This window comes from Pedobacter sp. TM02 (genome assembly GCF_059705275.1).
Map to the genome: position 1 here is coordinate 289,376 of NZ_AP046530.1, position 25,633 is coordinate 315,008.

22 protein-coding genes are annotated in these 25,633 nt (G+C 37.0%); 19 read left to right on the top strand and 3 right to left on the bottom strand.

What is annotated here, in order from left to right; genetic code table 11:
• Nucleotide 1 precedes the first annotated feature (1 nt).
• The 18 genes from neuB to AC6H1S_RS01390 all read left to right on the top strand — a co-directional run bounded on the left by neuB (nt 2) and on the right by AC6H1S_RS01390 (nt 20,472).
• Nucleotides 2-1,015, top strand: coding sequence for an N-acetylneuraminate synthase (gene neuB, locus AC6H1S_RS01305; RefSeq protein ID WP_497564837.1), 1,014 nt, complete (start codon nt 2-4; stop codon nt 1,013-1,015).
• The gene (gene neuC, locus AC6H1S_RS01310; protein WP_497564838.1) at nt 1,016-2,137 is read left to right on the top strand and encodes a UDP-N-acetylglucosamine 2-epimerase; all 1,122 of its coding nucleotides are present in this window, start codon (nt 1,016-1,018) and stop codon (nt 2,135-2,137) included.
• 5 nt (nt 2,138-2,142) lie between these two features.
• Nucleotides 2,143-3,192, top strand: a complete 1,050-nt coding sequence (locus AC6H1S_RS01315; RefSeq protein WP_497564839.1) for a nucleotidyltransferase family protein — start codon at nt 2,143-2,145, stop codon at nt 3,190-3,192.
• Between the two features lie 2 nt (nt 3,193-3,194).
• A complete protein-coding gene (locus AC6H1S_RS01320) occupies nt 3,195-4,211 on the top strand; it encodes a Gfo/Idh/MocA family protein (protein ID WP_497564840.1) in 1,017 nt (338 codons plus the stop codon).
• 4 nt (nt 4,212-4,215) lie between these two features.
• A complete protein-coding gene (locus tag AC6H1S_RS01325) occupies nt 4,216-4,968 on the top strand; it encodes a cytidylyltransferase domain-containing protein (protein WP_497564841.1) in 753 nt (250 codons plus the stop codon).
• 2 nt (nt 4,969-4,970) lie between these two features.
• The gene (locus tag AC6H1S_RS01330) at nt 4,971-6,269 is read left to right on the top strand and encodes a glutamate-1-semialdehyde 2,1-aminomutase (RefSeq protein ID WP_497564842.1); all 1,299 of its coding nucleotides are present in this window, start codon (nt 4,971-4,973) and stop codon (nt 6,267-6,269) included.
• A gap of 5 nt (nt 6,270-6,274) precedes the next feature.
• Nucleotides 6,275-7,006 carry an SDR family oxidoreductase gene (locus AC6H1S_RS01335; RefSeq protein WP_497564843.1) on the top strand — a complete coding sequence of 244 codons (732 nt, stop codon included), beginning with the start codon at nt 6,275-6,277 and terminating at the stop codon, nt 7,004-7,006.
• A gap of 7 nt (nt 7,007-7,013) precedes the next feature.
• Nucleotides 7,014-7,988 carry a Gfo/Idh/MocA family oxidoreductase gene (locus tag AC6H1S_RS01340; RefSeq protein ID WP_497564844.1) on the top strand — a complete coding sequence of 325 codons (975 nt, stop codon included), beginning with the start codon at nt 7,014-7,016 and terminating at the stop codon, nt 7,986-7,988.
• 13 nt (nt 7,989-8,001) lie between these two features.
• Nucleotides 8,002-8,952: a Gfo/Idh/MocA family protein gene (locus tag AC6H1S_RS01345; protein ID WP_497564845.1), complete on the top strand. Its 951-nt coding sequence runs from the start codon at nt 8,002-8,004 to the stop codon at nt 8,950-8,952.
• Between the two features lie 84 nt (nt 8,953-9,036).
• Complete coding sequence (locus AC6H1S_RS01350; protein ID WP_497564846.1) at nt 9,037-9,753, top strand: WecB/TagA/CpsF family glycosyltransferase; 717 nt, start codon at nt 9,037-9,039, stop codon at nt 9,751-9,753.
• Nucleotides 9,731-10,879, top strand: coding sequence for a hypothetical protein (locus AC6H1S_RS01355; protein WP_497564847.1), 1,149 nt, complete (start codon nt 9,731-9,733; stop codon nt 10,877-10,879). The genes AC6H1S_RS01350 and AC6H1S_RS01355 overlap by 23 nt, the downstream gene beginning before the upstream one ends.
• 92 nt (nt 10,880-10,971) lie before the next feature.
• Complete coding sequence (locus AC6H1S_RS01360) at nt 10,972-12,087, top strand: hypothetical protein (protein ID WP_497564848.1); 1,116 nt, start codon at nt 10,972-10,974, stop codon at nt 12,085-12,087.
• A gap of 22 nt (nt 12,088-12,109) precedes the next feature.
• Nucleotides 12,110-13,558: a lipopolysaccharide biosynthesis protein gene (locus tag AC6H1S_RS01365; RefSeq protein ID WP_497564849.1), complete on the top strand. Its 1,449-nt coding sequence runs from the start codon at nt 12,110-12,112 to the stop codon at nt 13,556-13,558.
• A complete protein-coding gene (locus tag AC6H1S_RS01370; RefSeq protein WP_497564850.1) occupies nt 13,558-14,838 on the top strand; it encodes a hypothetical protein in 1,281 nt (426 codons plus the stop codon). Before AC6H1S_RS01365 ends, AC6H1S_RS01370 begins: the two co-directional genes overlap by 1 nt.
• Nucleotides 14,839-14,844: 6 nt before the next feature.
• Nucleotides 14,845-15,738 (top strand): NAD-dependent epimerase/dehydratase family protein, encoded by an 894-nt coding sequence (locus tag AC6H1S_RS01375; protein WP_497564851.1) that lies wholly within the window; start codon nt 14,845-14,847, stop codon nt 15,736-15,738.
• An 86-nt stretch (nt 15,739-15,824) separates the two neighbouring features.
• Nucleotides 15,825-16,814, top strand: coding sequence for an MraY family glycosyltransferase (locus AC6H1S_RS01380; RefSeq protein ID WP_497564852.1), 990 nt, complete (start codon nt 15,825-15,827; stop codon nt 16,812-16,814).
• Between the two features lie 83 nt (nt 16,815-16,897).
• Nucleotides 16,898-18,850, top strand: coding sequence for a polysaccharide biosynthesis protein (locus tag AC6H1S_RS01385; protein WP_497564853.1), 1,953 nt, complete (start codon nt 16,898-16,900; stop codon nt 18,848-18,850).
• Nucleotides 18,851-18,855: 5 nt separating this feature from the next.
• Nucleotides 18,856-20,472, top strand: a complete 1,617-nt coding sequence (locus AC6H1S_RS01390; RefSeq protein WP_497564854.1) for a gliding motility protein RemB — start codon at nt 18,856-18,858, stop codon at nt 20,470-20,472.
• Nucleotides 20,473-20,523: 51 nt separating this feature from the next.
• Here AC6H1S_RS01390 and fcl read toward each other — a convergent pair whose 3' ends face one another.
• The 3 genes from fcl to AC6H1S_RS01405 form a co-directional block, all read right to left on the bottom strand.
• Nucleotides 20,524-21,450: a GDP-L-fucose synthase gene (gene fcl, locus AC6H1S_RS01395; RefSeq protein ID WP_497564855.1), complete on the bottom strand. Its 927-nt coding sequence runs from the start codon at nt 21,448-21,450 to the stop codon at nt 20,524-20,526.
• Nucleotides 21,451-21,488: 38 nt separating this feature from the next.
• Nucleotides 21,489-23,417 (bottom strand): 1-deoxy-D-xylulose-5-phosphate synthase, encoded by a 1,929-nt coding sequence (gene dxs / locus AC6H1S_RS01400; protein ID WP_199138518.1) that lies wholly within the window; start codon nt 23,415-23,417, stop codon nt 21,489-21,491.
• A gap of 87 nt (nt 23,418-23,504) precedes the next feature.
• Nucleotides 23,505-24,209 (bottom strand): hypothetical protein, encoded by a 705-nt coding sequence (locus AC6H1S_RS01405; RefSeq protein WP_199138516.1) that lies wholly within the window; start codon nt 24,207-24,209, stop codon nt 23,505-23,507.
• A 149-nt stretch (nt 24,210-24,358) separates the two neighbouring features.
• On the opposite strand from AC6H1S_RS01405, the gene glyA reads away from it, so the two are divergent.
• On the top strand, nt 24,359-25,630 hold the full coding sequence (glyA, locus tag AC6H1S_RS01410; protein WP_497564856.1) for a serine hydroxymethyltransferase: 1,272 nt from the start codon (nt 24,359-24,361) through the stop codon (nt 25,628-25,630).
• Nucleotides 25,631-25,633: the final 3 nt, after the last annotated feature.

Below are 25,633 nucleotides of genomic sequence, written 5' to 3' on the forward strand. Positions count from 1 at the left end.
GATGAATAGAACAATAATTATTGCAGAAGCTGGTGTAAACCATAATGGCGACATACTTCAAGCTAAAAAACTTATAGATGCTGCAGTGGCGGCTGGAGTTGATTATGTGAAATTCCAGACCTTCAATGCATCAAAACTAGTGAGTAAGGCAGCGGTTAAGGCGGCTTATCAGAGTAAAAATACTGGTGATGATTCTATAAGCCAGCTGCAGATGCTAAAGAACCTCGAGTTGTCAAAAGATGATCATCATGATCTTGTTGAATATTGCAGGTCAAAAGATATAAATTTCTTCTCTACTGCATTTGATTTAGATAGCCTTGATTTCTTGAAAGAGTTAGGCTTAAAGTTGTTTAAAATACCCTCTGGTGAGCTTACAAACCTGCCATATCTTGAAAAAATTGCAGAACTAGCCGAAGAAATTATTCTCTCTACGGGTATGAGCACCATGGAAGAGATAGGTGAAGCGATAGCAGTAATAAAGGCAAAATCAAACGCGAAGATTACCGTATTGCATTGCAATACCGAATACCCGACGCCTTATGAAGATGTGAACCTTTTGGCAATGAATGCCATCAAAGATGAATTTGGTGTTGAGGTGGGCTATTCTGATCATACGCTAGGCATAGAAGTGCCTATTGCGGCAGTAGCTTTAGGGGCTACCGTAATTGAAAAACATTTTACTTTAGATAGAACACTGCCAGGCCCAGACCATGCTGCATCGCTGGAGCCAGAAGAGCTCAAAGCTATGGTAACTGCTATTAGACATATAGAGAATTCGTTAGGATCCTCAAACAAAGAACCAAGTGCTTCTGAACTTAAAAATATAGCAATTGCCCGAAAAAGCATACATCTTGTAAATAACAAGCTTGAGGGAGAAATCCTGACAGAAGATGACCTGGAAATGTTGCGTCCAGGAGATGGGATCTCTCCAATGAAAATGCGGGAAGTAATCGGCCGAACTATTTTAACTGATTTATCTGCCGGACACAAACTTACATTTAAAGATTTCAAATAGATGAGAATAGGTGTACTTACAAGTTCGAGGGCCGATTTTGGAATTTACTTGCCTCTATTAAAGGCAATAAAAAAAGATTCTTTTTTTGAATTGGCTATCATAGCTTTTGGAACACATCTTTCCGAATTTCACGGCAAAAGCATCAATCAAGTAACAGCAGCGGGCTTTGAAGTCAAATATACAGTTGAATCAATGATGCTTACAGATTCGGCCAATGCAATAAGTACTGCAATGGGGCTTACCATGATCAAGTTTGCAGACTTCTGGAAAGAACATGCTGAAAAATTTGATGTGGTACTTAGTTTAGGGGATCGTTATGAAATGTTTGCCGCAGTGATGGCTGCCATACCCTTTCAAGTTAAATTTGCCCACTTACACGGTGGCGAAAAAACAATGGGAGCCATTGACAATATCTTTAGGCATGCTATTTCCCATGCTTCAAGTATTCATTTTGCCTCAACTCAAACCTACAAGGATAGGCTAGCAAATATGCTTGATGAAAATAGTCTCATCTTTAATGTGGGTGCCTTAAGTCTGGAAAACTTGAGTGATGTGAAAATATTATCGACAGCAGATTTTGAGACAAAGTGGGGCGTTAACTTTAAACATAAAACCATATTGGTTACTTTTCATCCAGAAACTATCAAAGCTGATGAAAATGTAAAATATGCACAGGAAATAGTTGCGGTAATTAATGCCCGGCCAGATTACCAATATCTTATTACCATGCCAAATGCAGATACTGCAGGCAATTTGGTCAGAACTATATTCATCAATGAGTTGAGTAAATTAGAAAATGTATTTTTAATAGAAAACTTAGGTACGCAAAGCTATTTTTCTGCAATAACCCATGCCAAATTTTTGTTGGGCAATACTTCAAGCGGAATAATCGAAGCGGCCTCATTTAAAAAATATGTTATTAACTTGGGAAATAGACAAGAAGGAAGAGCTTGTAGCGAAAATATCTTTAATGTAGAAATAGAGCATAGAGCTATATTAGAAAAAATTAAGGAAATAGAAGAGCTTGGATCGTATAACGGAACGAATATTTATAAAAATGAAAATGCAATTTCTCTGGCAATAAGTGAATTGAAGAACTTTGCCACGGCAATGCCCAAATAAACAATATGAAAAATGATTATAAAAAGCATTTAGTAGCCTCTTTAACGCCAATTAAAGACTGCTTGGCAAAATTAAACGAGTTGGCGTTGGATGCAATCCTGTTTGTTGTTGATGCAGAAGGGAAATTACTGGGATCTTTAACAGATGGCGATATCCGCAGAGGGTTGCTGAGAGGCTTGGATCTCGACTCTGTTGTGGATGAATTCATAAAAGAAAATCCAAAATTTATCCAAAGAGGGAATTATACGATAAACGACGTTGTTAATTACAGAAACGACAACTTTAAAATACTACCGATTTTAGATAAAAATGGAGTCGTAATAAATATAATCAATTTTAGGTTTTATAAATCTTATTTGCCGCTAGACGCCATAATAATGGCCGGTGGTAGGGGAGAAAGGCTTAAACCGCTTACAGATACATTGCCCAAACCCTTATTAAAGGTAGGCGATAAGCCAATAATCGAACACAATTTAGATAGGTTGGCTAGCTTTGGTGTCGATGATTTTTGGATTTCAATAAGGTATTTGGGCGGTTTAATAAAAGATAAAATTGGGAATGGACAAGAAAAAGGGATAAATGTTAAATATATAGAGGAAGATTCTCCTTTGGGAACTATAGGATCGGTTTCATTAATCGATCAATTTGAGCACGATTATGTTTTGGTAACCAATTCTGATATTCTAACCAACTTGGATTATGAGAATTTCTTTTTGGAATTTATCAAATCCGATGCCGACTTTTCCGTAGCTACAATACCTTATAATGTCAACATTCCATATGCAATTTTAGAAACTTCAAATAATAGAATATTAAGCTTTAGCGAAAAACCAACCTATACTTACTTTGCTAATGCAGGCATATACCTTATGAAGAAGGAAATTTGCAATAAAATACCGAGCAACACAGCTTTTAATGCTACCGATCTATTAGAAAACCTGATTAATGAAGGCTGTAAAGTTACCTCATATCCATTAAGGGGCTATTGGTTGGACATTGGTAAACATGATGATTTTAAAAAAGCACAAGAAGATATAAATTATATTAAATTTTAATAATGGAAAACTTTGTTCTAGTTATTGGTTTGGGCTCAATGGGAAAAAGGAGAGTACGCAACCTCCAAGCTATAGGGCTAAAAAATATTATAGGTTTTGATTTAAGGGAAGATAGAAGGCTTGAAACAGAAGAACGCTATCAGATCGAGACGTTCAGTAGCTTTGTTGACGCTATTCATAAATATGATGTGGGAGCCTTTATTATATCGTTGCCTCCAGATATTCATCATATTTATATGAAAAAGGCAATAGATTTGGGAATACCTGCCTTTATCGAAGCAAGCGTAGTTGATATCGACTTTGAAGTGATGATAGCGGATGCAAAGAGCAAACATGTATGCCTTGCGCCGTCTTGTACGCTATATTTTCATCCCGCCATAAAAAAGATCAGTGATATAATTAAAAATAATGTATTAGGTAAGGTTACCAATTTTCTTTATCATTCTGGTCAATACCTGCCAGATTGGCATACGTATGAAGCCGTATCGGAATATTATGTTTCTAACAAAGCTACCGGTGGCGGTCGGGAGATAGTGCCTTTTGAGCTTACATGGATTACATTGGTCTTGGGGATGCCCAAAAGGGTTACGGGCTTCTTTAAAAAAACAATTGATATTAAAGGAGCTGATGAAATAGACGATACCTATAATTTATTGATGGATTATGGGAAAAGTATTTTTAACCTCTCTGTAGATGTTGTTTCCAGAAACGCTACAAGGAGATTGGTGATAAATGGAGAAGAAAAACAGCTATATTGGAACTGGGAAGATAACATGATCAAGATTTTTGACCCAGAATTGAATACATGGGAAGAAATAACCTATGAAACCCTGTCAGCTCAAGATGGCTATAATAAAAATATTACCGAGCAGATGTATATTGATGAAATGCAGGCATTCTTAAAAGCGGCCAAAAATGAAGAGGCGTTTCCAAATACATTAGAACACGATCATCAGGTTTTAAAGATCTTGTATGCTGTGGAAGATTCTGATACGAAAAACCAAATTATAACTTTGTAGTAAAATGAATGGGATATTTATAACGGCAAGGCTAGGATCTACAAGGCTTTCCCAAAAACACCTGATAGAGGTTGAAGGCAAGACATTTATCGAATGGCTTGTAGAAAGATTTCAGCAGGAGTTCAAAACAGAAATTGGTCAAGCGCAAGTTAAGATTTACATTACAACGTCGGTACTTGCAGAAAATAAAAAGTTTGAAGATTTTTTTAAAGATACTGGTGTTGAGGTGTTTTACGGCTCCGATCAAAATATTCCATTAAGACATCTGGAGTGTGCAAAAGCCAATGACATCAAAAGCATTATATCTATTGATGGAGACGATATACTTTGTTCGCCCAAAGCCGCTAGAATGGTAATCGAAAAATTAAATTTGGGATCTTCGTATGCAAGCACAAAAGGATTGCCGTTGGGTATGAACGTAGCTGGCTATACGACCGATTTTTTAGAGGAATCTTTAAAAAATATAAACCAGCAGGTGCTTGAAACAGGCTGGGGCAAAATTTTTGATGCAGATAAGATAGAGACAATAGCAATAACCGACTTTAAAGAAGACGATAACCTAAGATTGACATTAGATTATCCAGATGATGCATCTTTCTTTAAAAAAATCATAGAATTTAAAGGCAAGGAAATCATAAGTACGGGAGATAAGGAGCTTATTGATTTAATAATTGAAAATGGATTCGAGAAGATTAATTCTGCTTTAAGCGAAGAATATTGGACCAATTTTAACAAGCAAAAACAATTAGAAAAATAGTTATGAACAGTGAATTTAAAAATAGACTTCACAAAGCTATTCCAGGTGGAGCTCATACATATTCAAGAGGCGATGATCAATTTCCAATCAATGCGCCATCAATTCTAGAGAGTGGAGAAGGGGCCTATGTGACAGATAATGAAGGGAATGAATTTTTGGATTATGGAATGGGCTTACGTTCAGTTAACATTGGCTATGCCAATAAAGAAGTTGCTGATGCTTGCTATGACGAAATATTAAAGGGGAACAACTTAACTAGGGCTTCAATTACAGAATTAAAGGCTGCAGAGTTATTAATAGATCTTATTCCTGCCGTGGATATGGTGAAGTTCGCAAAACATGGATCGGCAGTTACAAGCGCGGCAATGAAATTGGCAAGAGCGTATACAAAAAGAAAATATATTGCCGTACCATTTGAACAGCCTTTTTTCTCTTATGACGATTGGTTTATCGGTTCTACTGTAATGAACAAAGGAGTACCAGAAGAAGTTCAAGCCCTTACATTAAAATTCCATTACAACGATATCGAATCTTTAAAAAAGCTTTTTGATCAATACCCGGGCCAAATTGCCGCAGTTATGATGGAAGCTACAACAACTGTGGCACCAATAGATGATTTTTTGCAGCAAGTGCAGCAATTGACCAAAAGCAACGGAACAGTGTTTATTATCGATGAGATGATTACAGGTTTTAGATGGCATATGCAGGGGGCGCAAACATATTTTAACATTCAGCCAGACTTGTGCACATTTGGCAAAGCAATGGCAAATGGTTTCGCTGTTGCAGCTTTAGGGGGTAAAAGAGAGATAATGGAATTAGGAGGTATTTTAAATGAAGGTGCAGAAAGGGTGTTCTTAACTTCTACAACGCATGGTGCAGAAATGAGTGGTCTGGGTGCTTTTATTAAAACCATGGAAATCTTAAAAAGAGATTCTGTTATAGAGCACTTCTGGTCTTACGGCCAAAAGCTGATGGATGGAATGAATGATATTGCTAGGGAATTGGGTATCAATGATAATTTTTATGTTGAAGGCTATCCATGCTCTCCGGCTTATATCACAAAAGATTCTGATGGACAGGTTTCCTTGGCGCTAAGAACATTGTTTGCGCAAGAGATGGTCAACAATAAAGTAATCATGCCTTATATTGCTATTTCTTATGCGCACCAATCAAAAGAGTTAGAGAAAACGCTGGCCGCTGTAGAGGCTTCTCTAAAAGTGTATAAACAAGCTCTTGAGAATGGGGTTGAAGAATACTTAAACTCTCCCGTTATAAAACCAGTATTTCGCAAATATAATTAGAAGCAATGTTTTCTGTAAAAAATAAGGTTATAGTTGTTACTGGAGGCAATGGTCTTTTAGGAAGCAGAATCACCCAGAGTCTAAGAGATCAAGGAGCAACGGCTATCTCGGCAGACCTATCGGCAACCAATGATCTGGATGTTGCGATAGATATTACCGATGAAAATTCTGTACGTATCGCTATCGAAAGTATTATTCAAAAGCATGGTCGATTAGATGGCTGGGTAAATAATGCCTATCCAAGAACGAAAGATTGGGGACTTAAATTTGAAGATATTCCGTTCGATTCGTGGAAAAAAAATGTAGATATGCATCTTAACGGCTACTTTATTTGTTGTAAACTGGCACTAGAGCAGATGAAGGTCCAAGGCTTTGGAGCGCTGATCAATATGTCATCCATTTATGGTTTGGTTGGTCCAGATTTTACTGTTTATGAAGGAAGCAATATGACTATGCCAGGAGCATATTCGGCTATTAAAGGCGGCATAAACAATTTAACCAGGTATCTCGCAGCCTATTACGGCCCTTATGGTTTAAGGGTTAATACGGTTTCTCCTGGCGGTATCTTTGATCATCAGCCAGAAGAATTTGTGAATAGATACAATAGTAAGGTTCCATTAAGGCGAATGGGAACACCAGATGATATTGTTGCTGCGGTTCATTACCTATTAGCCGACGAAGCATCATACATAACTGGACACAATTTAGTTGTTGATGGAGGATGGACAAGCATATAGTTATTAAATGAAAAAAATTGTAATAATAGGGGCAGGACAGCTCGGCAGCAGGCACCTGCAAGGGCTCTCCAAAATGGAAGATCAGATTGCGATAGAGGTTGTCGATCCTAGTAGTGCGTCTCTAGAAATAGCCAAGCAGCGAGCAAATGAGATTCTAAACGAATCAGACCGTGATAAAGTCAAGTACTATAATTCAATAGATCTCTTAGCCGATGAAATTGATGTTTGCATTGTTGCTACAACTGCCGGTTTTAGGTATAAGATTTTGGTAGAACTTTTGGATAAGAAAAAGGTAAAAAACCTTATTCTCGAAAAGATTTTATTCCAAAAAATCGAAGAATATAATAAAGTCCAGGAATTGATTAATCAAAATGGTATCAATTGCTGGGTAAACTGTCCAAGAAGATTTATGCCTGTTTACCAAAGTATCAAGAAATTAATCCAAAAAGACGAAAAATTAACATTCACGGCTATTGGTGGAGACTGGGGGCTAGCCTGTAATTCTATCCATTTTATAGATACTTTGGGATACCTAAATGGCAATGATGATTTTGAATACAATATCGATGGCATTTTAAAAGTTATTGAAGGTAAAAGAAGCGGCTATCTCGAATTATTGGGGACATTGATTGGTAGGCAATCAAATGGCTCTGAATTATTCCTTCACTCGAGAGAAAATTCAACAGCTCCTATAAAAATCCAAATATTGGCTGAAAACTACTGTTGGCAAATTGACGAAGCAAATGGGGTGTTAACAAGTAGTAAAAAAGAAGACAACTGGCAACCTGTTCACACAAGCTTTGAGATTCTTTATCAAAGCCAGATGACTAATTTAGTTGCCGAACGTATTTTAAAAGGAGAAGATGCGGGCTTAACGGAGTATTCGGTTTCAAGCAAATTACATCAACAAATGATTAATGCAATGTTGCCGATTTTCAGCAAGCATATAGGAGAAGATACTGATCGCTGTCCAATAACTTAAAACTCAAAAATAAATGCAAAATAATTGTTTGTTAATAGGCGCAGGCTATATGGCCACCGAATATATCAAGGTCTTAAAAAAATTAGAGGTAGATTTTTTAGTCGTTGGAAGAGGAGAAGAAAAGATAAACGAATTGAAGAAAGCCTTTGACATTAGTGCGGTTTCGGGCGGACTACTAAATTATGTGCAAGAATATGCCGGAAAAATTCCTGAAAATGCAATTGTTGCCGTTTCTATCGAAGAGCTTGTGCCAACTACACTAAAGCTCATTCAAATGGGAGTAAAAAATATCTTGGTAGAAAAACCGGTTGGGCTAAACCTTAATGAGGTTGAAGAGATTATAACAAACAGCAAACAGCATAATGCGCATGTATTTGTGGCCTATAACCGCAGATTTTATGCATCAGTAATAGAACTTAAGAAAAAAATTGAGGCAGAAGGCGGCATCATTTCGGTGAATTTTGAATTTACAGAATGGGTACATACTATTGATACCAATAAGTTTTCTGAAAATGTATTAAATAAATTTATTATTGCTAATTCTAGTCATGTTATCGATACCGTATTCTATTTAGCTGGTCGGCCCAAAAGCTTGGATGCACAAGTATCGGGAAGTGCTGTTCAATGGCATTCTAGTGGCTCAATATTTATGGGAAACGGCGTAACTGAAAATAACATCCCTTTTTCCTATTCTTCAAACTGGGACTCTGCAGGCCGATGGGCAATTGAGATCTTAACGACAAATAATAGATACTACCTTAAGCCCTTAGAACAATTGCATGTTCAGGCTAAAGGTAGTGTAGCGGTTAACGGAACTAATACTGATTACACTAATGATTTAGATTATAAACCAGGGGTACTGAAAATGGTACAATCCTTTTTAGGTAAAGATAAAAGCGATATCTGCTCGATTGAGGAGCATTTAAAAAATTTCAAGTTTTATAATAAAATTGGTGGCTATTAATCTTTCAATAAGGCTGTGTTTTACGAAATAGTAATAGGAGCTGACGATTAGTGACTTGTTGAAATTAAATCTAATTTGTAATACGTGAATTTTAAATTATTCTATAGTAAGTGCCCTCAACGTATTGATGATGTTATATTTAACGATGACAAAACCATTACTGCAACATTTATTAATTTTATAAGTTTTACAACTGCTATAGAATCCGATGTTGACTATACGCAGTTTGACTACCTAATAAGCGACGGTCTGGTAATGACAAAGCTGAACAATCTATGCTCGGCAAAGAAAACAATCAGGATTTCGTTTGATTTTTCATCGTTTGCACCAATAATATTTGACAAATGCGAAAGAGAAAGCAAATCTGTTTTCTTGTTGGGAGGCACTCCAGATGAGGCCAAGGACTTTACCGCTTCAGTGAAAGAAAGGTTTAAAGATCTCAACATTGTCTGTCAGAGTGGATTTTTTGAGAATAAAACCAAATTGCTGCAGGAGATCGAGGAAATAGGCAAAAAAAATTATGACGTTGTGGTACTGGGGCTGGGTTGTCCATTACAAGATGAAATGGCATTAGAATTAAGAAAATTAAACAAAACGTCAAATATTTATACCTGTGGGGCATTTATTTCCCAAGTTGGCGCAAATAAAGAGTTGCACTATTTCCCACCTTTAATCAACAAACTCGGATTAAGGTTCTTGCACAGGCTCATATTTGAGAAGCACACCAGGATGCGCATGATTAAGGCCATGTTTAAATTTTCGAAAGTATTGCTGAATTATGGAAAGTACAAAGGAGAATAAGATCTTTATTATCCCGTATTATATCTATACTCATATAAAGGTTATAGATTATCTGGGCAAAACTCTAAGCAATCAATTTAGGCTGAAATTGTTGTATATTCCTGGCAATAGATTTTTTAATCAAATAAATGAAAAATACCTGTCTAAATTGTCTTTAAAGATAAATAGGCAATTTTTAATTCCGTCTTTCGAAAGTAAGAACGCATTGGTAAGCATAATAAAGCTGCCAATTCTCGTAGTCAATTTCGGCTTTATTTTTTTTAAGTTGTTGTTTGATAGGCCAGATACCGTTATTTTAACAACAGACTTGGGTGGCCTATACATTAGATATATCCAGGAAATCTGCATAAAAAAGCAGATTAAGATCATTGTTGTACAGAATACGCTATTTTTAAATACAAATCATAGAGAAGATATTGCGCCTAAGTTTAATACCTTGTTCTTAAAAATCATGAGATTTCTAAAGGTCGAAAGGTTATTTAGTTTTGCTGGGGATATACCAGGTTTCTATAAAAAGGAATCATATGTATTATGTAATTCTAAAGATACTTACAATCTTATTCAAAACAACGGGAAAGATTCTGATAAGATTTTTTTATTTAATCTGCCCGAACATGAAGAAGATAGGAAAACTATATTCGCAGCCAACGATAAAAAAAATGTACTTTATGTAACCGAAGTTATTCAGGAAATAAAAGGAGAGGAATACCTGACAGAGATAAATGTTTTTCTGTCTAAAGTATTTAGCCAGATTGACGACAAATATAATGTCATTATTAAGCTCCATCCTAGAGAGAGCAAAAAAAGCATCACCTATTGTAAAGAGTATTTCCATAAATACTCCATTATTGAAGATGAATTTAATATTGATGAGATACTGAAAACAACCGACTTGGTAATTGGGTGCTATTCTGCTGTGTTGGAAACGGCTAAAGCAAAAGGAGTCAGTGTCTTATCTTTAGAAAAACTAAACGGGATGGATATCAAGGTAAGCAGTGTAATGAATACATTTATTGAAGAAATAGATGGCTTGATGAAAAGTGACCATCCTCATATCGGTAGTGCGACTAAAAAAGAAGCCATTGGAGAGGATATTTCTGCTATCATTAAGAATATAATAGGGTAGATATGATACATGCATTCATCTTGTCGACCAATAACCACCTGAGCCTATATTCAGATATTTTAAGGTATTTCGATAAAAATGGCATCGAGTTTATGCTGATCAATCTAAAACAGGCCAACAAAGAACGATCAAGAGAGTTTATCGATAACCTAGCCTTGTCTAAAACATACCAAGTTCACAGCATAAATTGTAGTATAGATTATTTTAAAATACGCGATTATGTCTTTGGCCAAAAAGTATTGCAAGATAACATACATCAAATAAGAAAGATCATAACAGATGAAAAGGTTTCTAAGTTGGTTCTAGCAAACGACATCGGTTTCTTTGAAAAATGGCTAATTAGATTTTCCTTTGCCAACTCAATCAAAACTTTCTTAATAGAAGAAGGATTTGTTGATTATAATTCTCGTAATTCATTCTTTAGACAAATAAAGTACTTTATTACCCGAGCACTACTTAGGCCTATGAGTTTAGATCATTATGGGTCTAATAAATATGGTGCCTATGGGGTAGATTATGCGTTATGTAAAAGCAAAAACAGCCTAGGATATTTCAATAGGATAAAAAGAAACAGGACCAAATTGTTGCTGGTTGGTTATAGCAGGGTAAAGGATAAGGAAAATTTGCTAGACAACGTTGATAAAAGAATTCAGGCAAATCTGATCAGCCCGGATGTAAAAAGAACGATTGTCTTTTTTACATCCGGGATTGATGGCCAATTACCAGGGTCTCATCTTGGCGAGGCTGAAATGAGCACAATCGATGAGCTTTTTAAGATACTGGATAAACTTTATGGAAGCGAAAACTTTACATTCAACTTAGTCTTGCACGTTGATTCTAATCCTCAAAACTTCAATAAGCTGGCCTGTTATAAAAATATTCTATTTACAGATCGGAGTGTTTTGCAAAATGCTAACGTAGTTTGCTTTACTTTTTTTAGTTCTGTAATTTACGAACTTGCCTATAATGGTTTTTTGGTGTTTTGGCTCTGCCTATCAGCGAATGAAGATAAATGTCCGTTAAATGATAAGGTATTTTCATTTAGGCTTTATAGAACCACCACAGAATTATTAAGTATATTGGACAAATATGACCAAAATAAGGTTAGAGAAATTTATTTACAACAAAATAGTGAGCTTGAAGAAGATATATTTATGACGAAAAGTTATAGCAACAATCTAATTGGAGATACTATAATTTACCTATAAATAATCTTAAGAGATAAAAAACATGTTGAATAATCTTTTAACCCATATAAAATCTAACAAGAATATTAAGCATTTCCTTAACTATTTTAGTGCGAGCGTATTTTTGAGGTTATTGTCTCTGCTCATCATTCCTTTTCTGTTAAGGGTTCTCAATGCAGAAGAATATGGAAAACTTATACTTTACCAAAGCTATCTGGGGTTTGCCACAATATTGGTTACGCTTAATACAAGTTCTGCAGTAGGAAGATATTGTTATGAAAAGCAGGATGATCTATATCAGTTTGTAGGAAACACATTGATCATAAATGTATTGTGTTTCTTTGTGGTAGGATCATTAGTAATGGTTAAAATAGATTTCATAGCCACTTATTTTGGTATTGCGAAATGGTTTGTTATTTTTTTATTGAGCCTTGGCCTGCTCAAATCAATGATATCTATATATTATCAATTGTTGATTCCTTTAAAATTAAGTAAGGAATATTCTTGGATTACCTTCCTTGAAGGGGCAGGCACATTGATATTTACGCTTCTGTTTTCATGGTTTTTAATAGATAACAAGTTCTATGGCGGATTTTACTCGATTTTATTGATTAGTGTGCTGCTATTAGCTTATATCTTCTATAAAGTGCGACATGAGATTTCTTTGAAGATATCAAAGAAACACCTCAAATACATTCTGTATTTTTCCATACCACAGATACCTAATTTGCTGAGTGGCGTAATTATTGAGCAGATTTCAAAAGTAATTATTGGCTTGAACGGTAATTATGTGAATGTTGGCAAGTTCAATATCCTGGCTCAAATTGCCTCCATACTATTATTTGTCAGCGGATCCCTACGAAGCACTTTCCTGCCAGATTTTTATGTCGCCTTACAAAATAACGACCAGAAGTCTATACGATTAGGGTGTAGGATCAATTTTTATATTACCTGTGGCATTGCTGTTTTGTTGGTTATATTTTCGCAGGAAATATTATACATCATTGCCGGAGATAAGTATTTAGAATATCATTATGCTTTAGGCTGGTTTACCTTTCCTTTAGTAATATATGATTTGTTCCTAATTAATTCTCTTATTATCGAATATGAAAAAAAGATGATTTTTATTTCGGTGATTGCTATTTTGGGAGGAATTTCCACGCTTCTGTTTAGCAATTTGATTTTTCAGCAATTCGGATTTAAATATGTAATTTTTGCTTCTTCTTTGGCCTATTTTGTAATGTATATATGCTCGGCATTAGTCTTGAAATATATATTTAAATCAGGCGTTAACATTCTTAAGCATTCTTACGATATAATTATACCGTTTATACTTATAGTTTTGGTTGCAAACATAGGATACTTTTATTTTATAGACCACTATTTCTATTATACACTTTTTAGGTTGGGGCTGCTTGTCGCAATTGCATTCTTCTACAGAAAAGAACTATTTAAACTTGTATCTTATTTTAGGGCTACAAAACTCGCATAATGGACAGGGTATTTTTTGCTTCTTCGATATTGACGAATTTTCTGTTAATATTTTTTCTTATTAAGAGGGTTAATTATATATACTTTCTGCCTTTTTTGGCATTTGCGGGGAAATGGCTCGTTTACCTAGTTCCTAATATCCACTTTGTTTTTTATTCATATTGGGAACTCTTGCTTTCCACCATTATTATATTCCGATATTTTAATATTCAAAAATCCCAAAATAGCCTTTTTTTGTTTGGCTTGGGGCTAATGGCAATGCTCCCATTTATAAACATAAGGTCGTTAGATGGATTGATTACCCATTTTTTTTATTTGTACCTTTTTTTTTGCGCCCTGGCCTATTATAACTACTTTTTGGCAACTTCACATAAGATACATTCTGGTAAAGCCATTAACGCCATTGCGATAACATGGGTATCACTGAGTTTTTTTTATAGATACGTATGTACGATAGATTATCAAACAAACCTTCTTTTTATAAGGGGAGGGAGTAGTTTATGGGCAAGTAACCATAATGGTATGATTCTGTTGATGTTCTTGCCATTGATAAAGAACAAATATGTGAAAATCGTGGTTATACTTGCCTTGGTTACATTCTTCTCAAGGGGAATTTATCTTTGCTTGATTATTTATGCTTTATTTAACATCAAAAAGGTAAAGCTTAGCGGCACAACATTTAAATATATAGGAGCAGTGGCTGTTTTATTATATGTCCTGCTTTTTACGCCCTTAATAGATAAATACAAAAACTTCCTGATTCTTCGTTTTATTGGTGGATCATCCATTACTAATGATCTTGGGAATGTTTCAAATATAGAAATTAATAGTGGAATAGATTTCGACGCTGTATGGGCGGTATTAGAATCCGATGACAGAAATGAAATTAAACGCGTAAGTTTTACTATAATAGGTGATTATAATTATTTTGGTACGGGATTTGGTAATTTTCAGAACGCAGTTAAACAAATTGATGATGCTTTGGATTACTCAAATGCGCATAATCTATACATTACCCTTATTGCAGAAACTGGGGTCTGTTTTTTTTTCTTTTTTATGCTGTTTTATTTCTATAATGTAATTATTGCCTATAAAATTAATCGAGATGTTTATATGTCTCTTATTATATTTCTCATTTTTGGTTTTTTCAGCGCACAGATCTATGAAGAGGCTTCAGACAAGGGTATGATAGATTTTATATATCTGCTATTCTTGTTTAGCTTTTGTAACATTACACCAGCCCTAAAAGAAACGAGAGCATCAAATTTACAGATTAAATAAATCCCAGTGAAAGAAAAAATACAAATTACTGGGCTAACAGGATTTGTTGGCGGCAATCTTGAACCATATCTAGCCGATCTAGGTTTCGATGTGCAGGCATTAAATCTTAGAGATGATGATTATGAAATTAATGGTGATGTTATAATACACTTGGCCGGAAAAGCACACGATTTGAAAAAAAGCGCAGATAAGGAAGAATATTATAAGGTTAATTTTGAGCTAACCAAAAAATTGTATTCCAGGTTTCTGGAATCTAATGCAACCAAATTTATTTTTTTGAGCTCTGTTAAAGCTTCGAGAGACAATACAGATGAGCTATTAACTGAATCTGTAATCCCTGATCCGAGGACAGACTATGGAAAGTCAAAACTTCTTGCTGAAGAATACATTAAGGAACAATATCTTCCTGCCGATAAATCCTATTACATCATTCGCCCCTGTATGATACATGGCCCGGGAAACAAAGGCAATTTAAACCTGCTCTATAAATTTGTTAAAAAAAATATACCATATCCATTGTCCTCGTTCGAAAACAGAAGATCATTTTTAAGTATAGAGAATCTTTGTTTTGTAGTTGCCGAATTAATTAGGCAAAATGTCCCATCAGATACCTATCAATTGGCTGATGACGACCCACTATCTACCAATGAGGTAATAGCTGTTTTAGCCGATGCACTAAATCAAAAACCGAAGTTTTGGTTTTTGCCAGCTCGTATAGTTGTTTTTTTTGCGAAAATTGGCGATCTAATGGGTTTTCCTGCCAATACAGAGCGCTTGCATAAGCTTACAGAAAATTTTACAGTTAGCAACGCTAAGATTAAGCAAGCCTTAGGCGTTGAGTTGCCCCTAGCCTCTAAAGAAGGATTATTCATTACTGCTAAATCATTTACTGCCAAATAGAATAGTTTGATTTTCTGTATTTAATACCGTCGCCACTCGTTTCAAAGAAGCATGAATTTACCTATCTTCGCAAGAAAGTTCTTCATATGCCTTTAGCAAATCTTGTAGTAATATCTATTATTTTATTAGCCCTAGAGCTGATTTATTTTAAGATAGCTACCCATTTTAATATTATCGACCACCCAAACTCACGAAGTTCTCATATCGATAAAACGATTAGAGGAGGCGGGATAATTTTCGTGCTGGCCACACTACTATTTTTCTTTCTTTATGGATTTCAGTATCTTTATTTTATTTTTGGGCTGGTTTTGATAAGTATAATAAGCTTCTTAGATGATTTGTTTACCTTGAAATATTCGCTTAGACTCAGCATTCATCTTGTAGCTGTACTATTATTGGTTCTGCAATTAGGTATTTTGACCTTTCCATGGTACTATACTGTTTTTGCCATCATTTTTATAATTGGTACAATTAATGCCTATAATTTTATGGATGGTATCAATGGTGTAACCGGTAGTTATAGCCTTTTGACGATTGGTACATTATACTATATCAATAGGTATATTATCGCTTTTACCTCAGAAGACCTTCTTGTAATTATAGCGCTTGCACTTTTGGTTTTTAATTTTTTTAATTTTAGAAATAAAGCCAGCTGTTTCGCCGGTGATGTCGGAAGTGTGGGTATTGCTTTTATTATTGTTTTTTTAATCGGACAGCTAGTTTTAAAATGCAACAATTTCTCGTTTGTTCTATTGCTTTTGTTTTATGGGCTTGATGCTACTTCTACTATTGCTTTTAGGCTAATACGTAAAGAGAATATACTAGATGCTCATAGAAGTCACTTCTATCAATATATGGCCAACAGTCTTCGCTGGCCACATTTAAGAGTTTCTGGCCTGTATTTTGTAGTACAGTTATTGATTAATATTATCGTGGTTTTTTTTGCAAGAAAATCTGTTTTATTGTCAATAATGTTTATGCTGTTTTCGGCGACTCTATTTTTTATAGTAAGATTATTAATAGAGGGAAGAAGTCAATTGTTTTATAGAAGGATAAAGATTGATAACTCTCTATAACGTAGTTTAAACGCTGGGTTAAAAAATTAGATATGATTTATTTTTTTATATTATCTTTACTTCTAAATTAAGGCTATTCTATTTTGTTTGGTAAAATAAATATAGTACCTCGTTGGATTATTTTCCTGCTGGATTTGGGCGTTTGTCTATTGTCTTTGACTATTGCCTATTTCGTAAGATATAACCTAGATATTTCAGGATTAGATCTTGTTGAATTTAGTCGAAATGTACTTGTTTTTACTGTTATCAATATTATTGTTTTTCTGAATGTGAAGACCTATTCAGGCATTATTCGCTATACCAGTGCTCAAGATACCTTTAGGATTTTATTTGCAGTACTGATCAGTAGTGGGATTTTCTTTTTTCTCAATTTAGCAGTGATAGCATTTAATAGGCCTCCATATATATCAAATACGATTATTATTGTAACCGGCCTTTGCAGTTTTTTGTTGCTGATTTCTTATCGGGTAATGATCAAGTATTTTTTCTTGTACATCAAAAATCTTAATCTCGACAAAAGAAAAGTGATTATTTATGGCGCTGGCGAAGCAGGTCTGGCTACTAAACGTACTTTTGATCATGATGGTAAAGTAAACAAAACCATTATGGCCTTTGTAGACGATGATGATCGTAAGGTAGGCAAGACAATAGATGGGATTAAGATCTTATCTGCTATTAAACTAGAAGAGCTTATCAAGGAACACGAAGTTGATGAAATCATTTTTGCTTCCTATACTATTCCTGCTGAGCGTAAAAATCAGATTGTAGATGTATGCTTAGAGAACGAGATTACCGTATTGAATATTCCGCCTGCCGATGCCTGGAACGGCGGTAAGTTTCACAGTACCCAGATTCAGAATATCAATATCGAAGACCTGTTGAATAGGAAACCTATTCAGATAGATATTGAAGGCATACAAAACCAGTTAAAAGATAAAAGAATATTAATTACTGGAGCGGCAGGGTCCATTGGAAGCGAGATCGTTCGTCAGCTAATGAAGTTCGATACAGGTTTAATCATTCTATGCGATCAGTCAGAAACCGCTCTACACCATATTTATTTGGAGTTAGAAGAAACGCATACCAATACCAACTTTCATGCTTTTGTAGGTGATGTAAAGGATGAGAAAAGGATGCATCATCTTTTCGAAACATTTAAGCCTCATTATGTTTACCATGCCGCGGCTTATAAACATGTACCCTTAATGGAAGATAATCCTGCAGAAGCCATTAAAACAAATGTATTGGGTACTAAAACTATAGCCGATACGGCCGTTAGACATGGCGTGCAGAAATTTGTGATGATCTCTACTGATAAAGCGGTGAATCCTACGAACGTAATGGGGGCCTCTAAACGCATCGCAGAGATTTATGTGCAATCATTAAATAATTCTTTAAGCAATCATAATTTTGTTTTCAGCAATGGATTGAGCTATATCAATGATTTGGATATAAAGCCAATCACTAAATTCATCACCACTCGTTTTGGTAATGTTTTGGGCTCCAATGGCTCGGTAATACCTCGCTTTAAACAACAAATTGAGAAAGGCGGACCAGTTACGGTTACTCACCCAGAAATTACTCGTTATTTTATGACAATACCCGAGGCCTGTCGTTTGGTGCTTGAGGCCGGTTGCATGGGTAAAGGAGGGGAGATTTACATCTTTGATATGGGAAAATCTGTTAAAATTGTGGAACTAGCAAAGAAAATGATTCGCTTGGCAGGATTAGTTCCTAATCAAGATATTAAAATCCAGTACTCTGGTTTACGCCCCGGAGAAAAACTATTCGAAGAGTTATTGAATGATAATGAAAACACCATGCCTACCCACCATGAAAAGATTATGATTGGAAAAGTAAGAGAATATGTGTTTTCTGAAATCGAATCCCAGATATATACGCTTTTGCAATTTGCCAAACAAAATGATGATAGGCAGGTTGTAATCACTATGAAGGCGTTAGTAAGAGAGTATAAAAGTAAAAACTCTATTTTTGAAGAACTTGACACTCATACGCAATTAGATAAAACCCCCTGAACGAAATGAAGAAACATCTATGGATGATTGTTTTTGTCTTGGCTTTTAGTAGCTCAAAGGCTCAAACACCAAATGTTAATATACCTTACTCTTATCAATTTTACCAAAAGCTTAATAAATCCGTATATGATGTAAATAGTCGTTCGCACTCGTCTATTAAGGGCTTTTATGCTGATGATTCTTTGTTGCGTGTTCGCTATGATAGCTTGATGTATGTGGTGGGGGTTGATACCTTAAATAAACATTCGTGGGTAAGAAGAAAATTGCTTGAAGAACACTTGTTTAATTTTAAAGGCGACGACTATGTTGTGTATGCTGATTTTCTCCCGGACTTTCAGATTGGACACGATTTTAATGGAATCAATAATCCCAGTACTTGGCTAAATACAAGAGGCTATCAAATTGGAGCGACAGTTGGCGATAAATTTTCATTTTATACCAATGGGTTTGAAAACCAAGCTGTGTTTTCAGACTATATAACCAGTTTTATAAATAAGAATCAAGTAGTGCCAAGTCAGATGACTGGAAAACTTGGCAAAAATACCAAAGACTGGTCTTATGTTACAGCTTTGCTTTCATATACCCCTAATAAACATCTAAACTTTTCACTGGGTTACGATAAAAATTTTATAGGTGACGGTTATCGCTCTATGCTCTTATCCGATGTTGCGGCTAACTATTCCTTTCTTAGAATAAGGGCAACCCTTGGAAGTGTGCAATACCAAACAATATTTGGATATATGCTTGATCCCGGAGCACCTAAGCTAACAACAGATCGGCGTCTGGGTGCGAGAGGAAAATGGGGCGCTATGCACTATGTAGATTGGAATGCAACAAACCGTCTTTCCATTGGCCTGTTCCAGGCCGTAACATGGGCAGATGCAGAAGTAGAAGGCAAACGTGGCTTTGATTTCAATTATATCCATCCGTTTGTTTTCTTGAGACCAATTGAGGGTGCTAATACAACTTCGCCAGATAAAATGCGATTAGGTTTAAACCTTAAATATGAAGTGCTTAATAATATGGCATTATATGGCCAATTTATGATTGATGAATTTACTGCCAAGGAGTTTTTTAGCAACAAGGGTTATTGGGCTAATAAATGGGCTTTGCAGCTAGGATTAAGAGGTTCTGATCTTTTCAACACACCATCATTGAATTATCTTGTAGAGTTTAACACTGCCAGACCTTATACCTATGCACATTTTGATCGCGTTTCTAATTATGCAGAGATGAACCAGCCTTTAGCCCATCCATTCGGTGCAAACTTCAGAGAACTATTAGGCATAGTAAATTACAGCTATAAAAGATTTGATTTTCAGGGCCAACTTCTCTATGCTCAATATGGATTAGACCCAGCAGGTAAAAATTATGGTAAAGACATTTTTCAAGATTATTATACGCATGTTTCTGATTACGGAAATTCAATTGGACAAGGTTTAAAAACAAATCTTCTGTTTGCCGAGTGTAAGGTAGCTTATTTGCTAAATCCTAAGTATAACTTACGCCTTGAAATAGGTGGAGTAATCAGAAAAGAAAATAATTCGGATATGACAAATAATACTTCTTTATTTACTTTTGGTTTAAGAAGTAGCTTTCGAAATTTATATCAGGATTTCTAATAGTTAATCATATGGTTAAAAAGGCTCATGAAACTCATGAGCCTTTTCTTTTTATATTTTACTGAGATAGTCTTGATAAGCTAGCTTCAGTCCTTCTTCCAGCTCAATTTGGTGTTTCCAGCCCAGTGCATGCAGTTTCGAAACATCCATTAGTTTGCGTGGTGTGCCGTCTGGTTTTGTCGTGTCAAAAGTCAATTCGCCTTCAAAGCCTACTACTTTCTTAATCAACAAAGCTAAATCTTTTATAGTGAGGTCTTCTCCGGTGCCTATGTTGATTAAATTCGGCTCGCTATAGGTTTGCATCAAGAAATAGCAAGCGTCGGCTAGATCGTCTGCAAAGAGGAATTCGCGCATAGGCGTGCCCGAACCCCAAATTACTACTTCTTTAATGCCGTTTTTCTTGGCTTCGTCAAATTTTCTAATCAGCGCTGGCAAAACGTGAGAGTTTTGTGGATGATAGTTATCGTTATAGCCATACAGGTTGGTAGGCATGACCGAAATAAAGTTGCATCCATATTGTGCCCTATAGGCATCACACATTTTGATGCCCGCAATTTTGGCAATGGCATAGGGCTCATTGGTTTCTTCCAACAATCCAGTCAGTAGATAATCTTCCTTTAATGGTTGCGGAGCCAGTTTTGGATAAATGCAACTTGAACCCAAAAACATTAATTTGGTTACTCCATTTACATAAGCCGAATGAATAACATTGTTTTGGATAGCCAAATTTTCATATAAAAAATCAGCGCGATAAGTATTATTGGCTACAATGCCACCAACTTTGGCCGCAGCCAAAAACACATATTCGGGTTTTTCGTTGGCGAAGAAGTCGGCAACAGCTTGTTGGTTCCTCAAGTCTAACTCGTCAGAGTTTCTGGCAATTAGGTTGGTATATCCTTCTTTTTGCAATTTGCGATAAATGGCAGAACCCACCATTCCTCTATGGCCTGCAACGTATATTTTTGAATGTTTTTCCAAAACGCGGTAAATGTATATTCTTTAGGTTTTTAGAGGGCTTAAGAGGCCATTGTTTTAGTGGTACGGCTTATCGCTACTTTTTTTACAGTTTCGATAATGGCTTGTGTGTCATAGCCACAAAGCGCCCAAAGTTCAGGCTGTTCGCCGTGTTCTATAAATTCGTCAGGAATGCCCAATCGGATGACGTCGGCCTTGTAGTTGTGATCAGCCATAAATTCCAATACGGCACTGCCCATGCCGCCTTGTAAACAACCGTCTTCTACGGTTACTATTTTGGCATAACGCTTAAATACTTCGTGTAGCAGGACTTCGTCTAAAGGTTTTACAAAGCGCAAATCGTAATGTGCAGGATGTATGCCTTCGCTGTTGAGTTCTTTACAGGCTTCTACGGCAAAATTGCCTACATGACCAATGGTTAGGATAGCTACATCTTCGCCATCGCAGATTTTGCGGCCCTTGCCAATTTCCAGTGCCTTAAACGGGCGTTTCCAGTCGGGCATTACGCCATTGCCACGTGGATACCTGATGGTAAACGGGCCGATGTTTTCTTGCTGGGCAGTATACATCAGGTTGCGTAGCTCTTCCTCGTTCATCGGAGAAGCGACCACCATGTTCGGAATGCAACGCATGTAGGCCAAATCGTATGCGCCGTGATGTGTAGCACCATCGGCACCGGCCAAACCGGCTCTGTCTAAACAAAACACTACATTCAGGTTCTGGATAGCCACGTCGTGGATAACCTGGTCGTAAGCCCTTTGCATAAAGCTCGAATAGATATTGCAAAAAGGTACCAATCCCTGCGTAGCCAAACCCGCCGAGAAAGTTACCGCGTGTTGTTCGGCAATCCCCACATCGAAAGCGCGATTGGGCATGGCTTTCATCATGATGTTCATTGATGATCCCGAAGGCATTGCCGGAGTGATACCCACGATTTTCGGGTTGCTTTCGGCCAGTTCTACTAGGGTATGCCCGAAAACATCCTGATATTTAGGTGGCTGTGGCTTATCTACTACTGGTTTTTTAATTTCGCCGGTAATTTTATCAAACAAACCTGGTGCATGCCATTTGGTTTGGTCTTTTTCGGCCAGTGCAAATCCCTTGCCTTTTACCGTGATGCAGTGTAATAGTTTCGGTCCCGGAATTGCGCTCAGGTCTTTGATTACTGAAGCTAATTTTTTAACATCATGTCCGTCAACAGGACCAAAATACCTGAAATTGAGTGCTTCGAAAAGGTTGCTTTGCCTTAACAAAGTGCCTTTGATGCTTTTTTCTATCTTTTTAACGTACTTGTGTGCATTGGGCCCAAGTTCTGAAAGCTTGGTCAATACATTCGAAACATCGTCTCTGAAACGGTTGTACGATTTAGAGGTGGTGATGCTGGTTAAATATTCTTTTAGGGCGCCCACATTAGGGTCGATAGACATGCAGTTGTCGTTCAAAATTACCAATAGATTGGAATTTTCGATGCCGGCATGGTTCAAGCCTTCAAAGGCCAAGCCTGCGGTCATGGCGCCATCGCCAATTACGGCTACGTGTTGCCTGTCTTTTTCGCCTTTGTAATGGGAGGCCACGGCCATGCCCAAAGCAGCCGAAATTGAAGTTGAAGAGTGGCCTACGCCAAAAGTATCATATTCGCTTTCGCTTATTTTAGGAAAGCCGCTAATGCCATTTAGAATACGGTTGGTATGGAACTGGTTTCTTCTACCGGTAAGGATCTTGTGTCCATATGCCTGATGGCCCACATCCCATACCAATTTATCGTAAGGAGTGTTCAGGGCATAATGTAAGGCAACCGTGAGCTCTACCACACCTAAACTTGCTCCAAAATGCCCGCCGTTAATGCTAACTACATCAATGATGTATTGGCGTAGCTCTTGGCAAATTTGCTCTAAATCTTGTTCACTATATCGCTTTAAATCAGCGGGATAATTGATAGTAGATAGTAAAGCTCCAGTCTTAATTTCCATGCCGTATATAAAAAGTACAAATTACGGCATTTTGTTTAATACTTTTATCAAGAATCGTTTCAAATTTCATCCTAACCAATGCCTGTTTTATTTCTTGGCCACATCAAAACTAATGGTCGATGCCAAGTTGGCCATCAGCTTCTCGTATAGTGCTCTGTTAGTGGTGCTGGTTACTACAATGGCGTTATTGTTGCCTGTGCGCGTGGTTTGGCCAAAGTCGTTTCTGGTTAGGCCGGTTACCAGCTGATTGATTTTGATGGAAACATTGGCGATATAGTCGCCAGCTACCACCTCAATACGTTTGGCTTCGAAGTCGAGTGCCTGCGATTGTGTAAATTGCACAGAAACTGGTATCTGCGTGCCACTGGCCTCAATATAGGTGCCGTTAAGCGTAAAAGTAGGCACGGCGGCATTTTCTGCCAGGCTTAAATTGAATTTAACATTTTCGTATACGCCGGCAGGAATAGCAACGGTGCCTTTCACGATACCCACTTGCAAGGGATTAATAGCATTGAAGTTCATCGATTCGAAGGCCACATTTGATCCGGCATGGCTGGCCTTGAACACGATCTTGGCAATGTTAAGCGACATGCTTGTCCAATTGATGCTGCCATTTGTTCCCTGGGCTACAGGCATGCCACTGGTTGCAGCGGTGCTGCCTAAAGAGGCATACAGGTTACTAACGCCAAAGCTGTAACTCAGGTTGGCTTTGGCGGTTGTATTTTCTTTATTGCAACTGGTTGCAAACAAAGCTATCCATAATACAACGGTAAGAAACGCTAATTTTTTCATTTTTAATAAATTAGATAAGAGATTAAATTTAGTAAAAAATGTGAACATCAAGAAAAAACGGCAATTTATTATTGCCTCGCAAAGGCTCTGGTTTTGGCGCTAAAATTCAGCAATAATTTAGTATTTTTACCAAAAATACTTTTCCCATAATGAAACGAGATACTATAATTTTTGATCTAATTAACAAAGAATTAGATAGACAGGAGCATGGTCTTGAGCTTATCGCATCCGAAAACTTTGTGAGCAAACAGGTAATGGAAGCAGCAGGTTCGGTATTAACCAACAAATATGCCGAAGGCTTGCCGGGCAAACGTTATTATGGGGGCTGCCAAGTGGTAGATGACATCGAAAATTTAGCTATCGAAAGAGCAAAACAACTTTTTGGAGCCGCATGGGTAAATGTACAGCCCCATTCGGGCGCACAAGCCAATGCGGCGGTTATGCTGGCCGTTATCCAGCCTGGCGATAAAATCTTAGGCTTCGACCTGTCGCACGGTGGCCACTTGACCCATGGTTCGCCGGTTAACTTTTCTGGTAAATTGTATCAGCCACACTTTTACGGTGTTAAAAAAGAAGATGGCTTGATCGACTACGCCAAATTGGAGGAAGTTGCCCTAGCCGAAAAGCCAAAATTGATTATCTGTGGTGCCTCTGCCTATTCAAGAGAATGGGATTATGCTTTTATCCGCAAGGTAGCCGATCAGATTGGCGCCTTAGTGTTGGCAGATATTTCTCATCCAGCAGGTTTTATTGCCAAAGGCTTGTTGAATAATCCGTTGCCACATTGCCATATCGTTACTACCACTACCCATAAAACCTTGCGCGGTCCGCGTGGTGGCATGATCATGATGGGGCAGGATTTTGAAAATCCTTGGGGACACAAAACGCCAAAAGGCGAAATCAAAATGATGTCGGCCATTTTAGACATGGCGGTTTTCCCAGGTACACAAGGCGGTCCGCTAGAGCATATCATTGCGGCTAAAGCCATTGCCTTTGGCGAAGCGCTTAGCGACGATTACCTCACCTACATTAAACAAGTTGGTGCCAATGCACAGGCCATGGCCAAAGCTTTTGTAACCAAAGGTTATGGTATCATTTCTGGCGGAACAGACAACCATTTGATGCTGATTGACCTGCGCAACAAGGGCATTACCGGTAAGCTGGCCGAAAATGCATTGGAGAAGGCAGATATTACGGTTAACAAAAATATGGTTCCTTTTGATGATAAGTCGCCGTTTGTAACCTCGGGCATGCGCGTAGGTACGGCGGCCATTACTACCAGGGGACTAAAAGAAAGCGAAATGGGACAGATTGTAGACCTGATAGACCAGGTATTGAGCAATCCGGAAGACGAGAATAATCTTAACCAGGTCAAACAACAGGTACAAGCCTTAACCAGCCGCTTCCCGCTTTATAAATAAGCT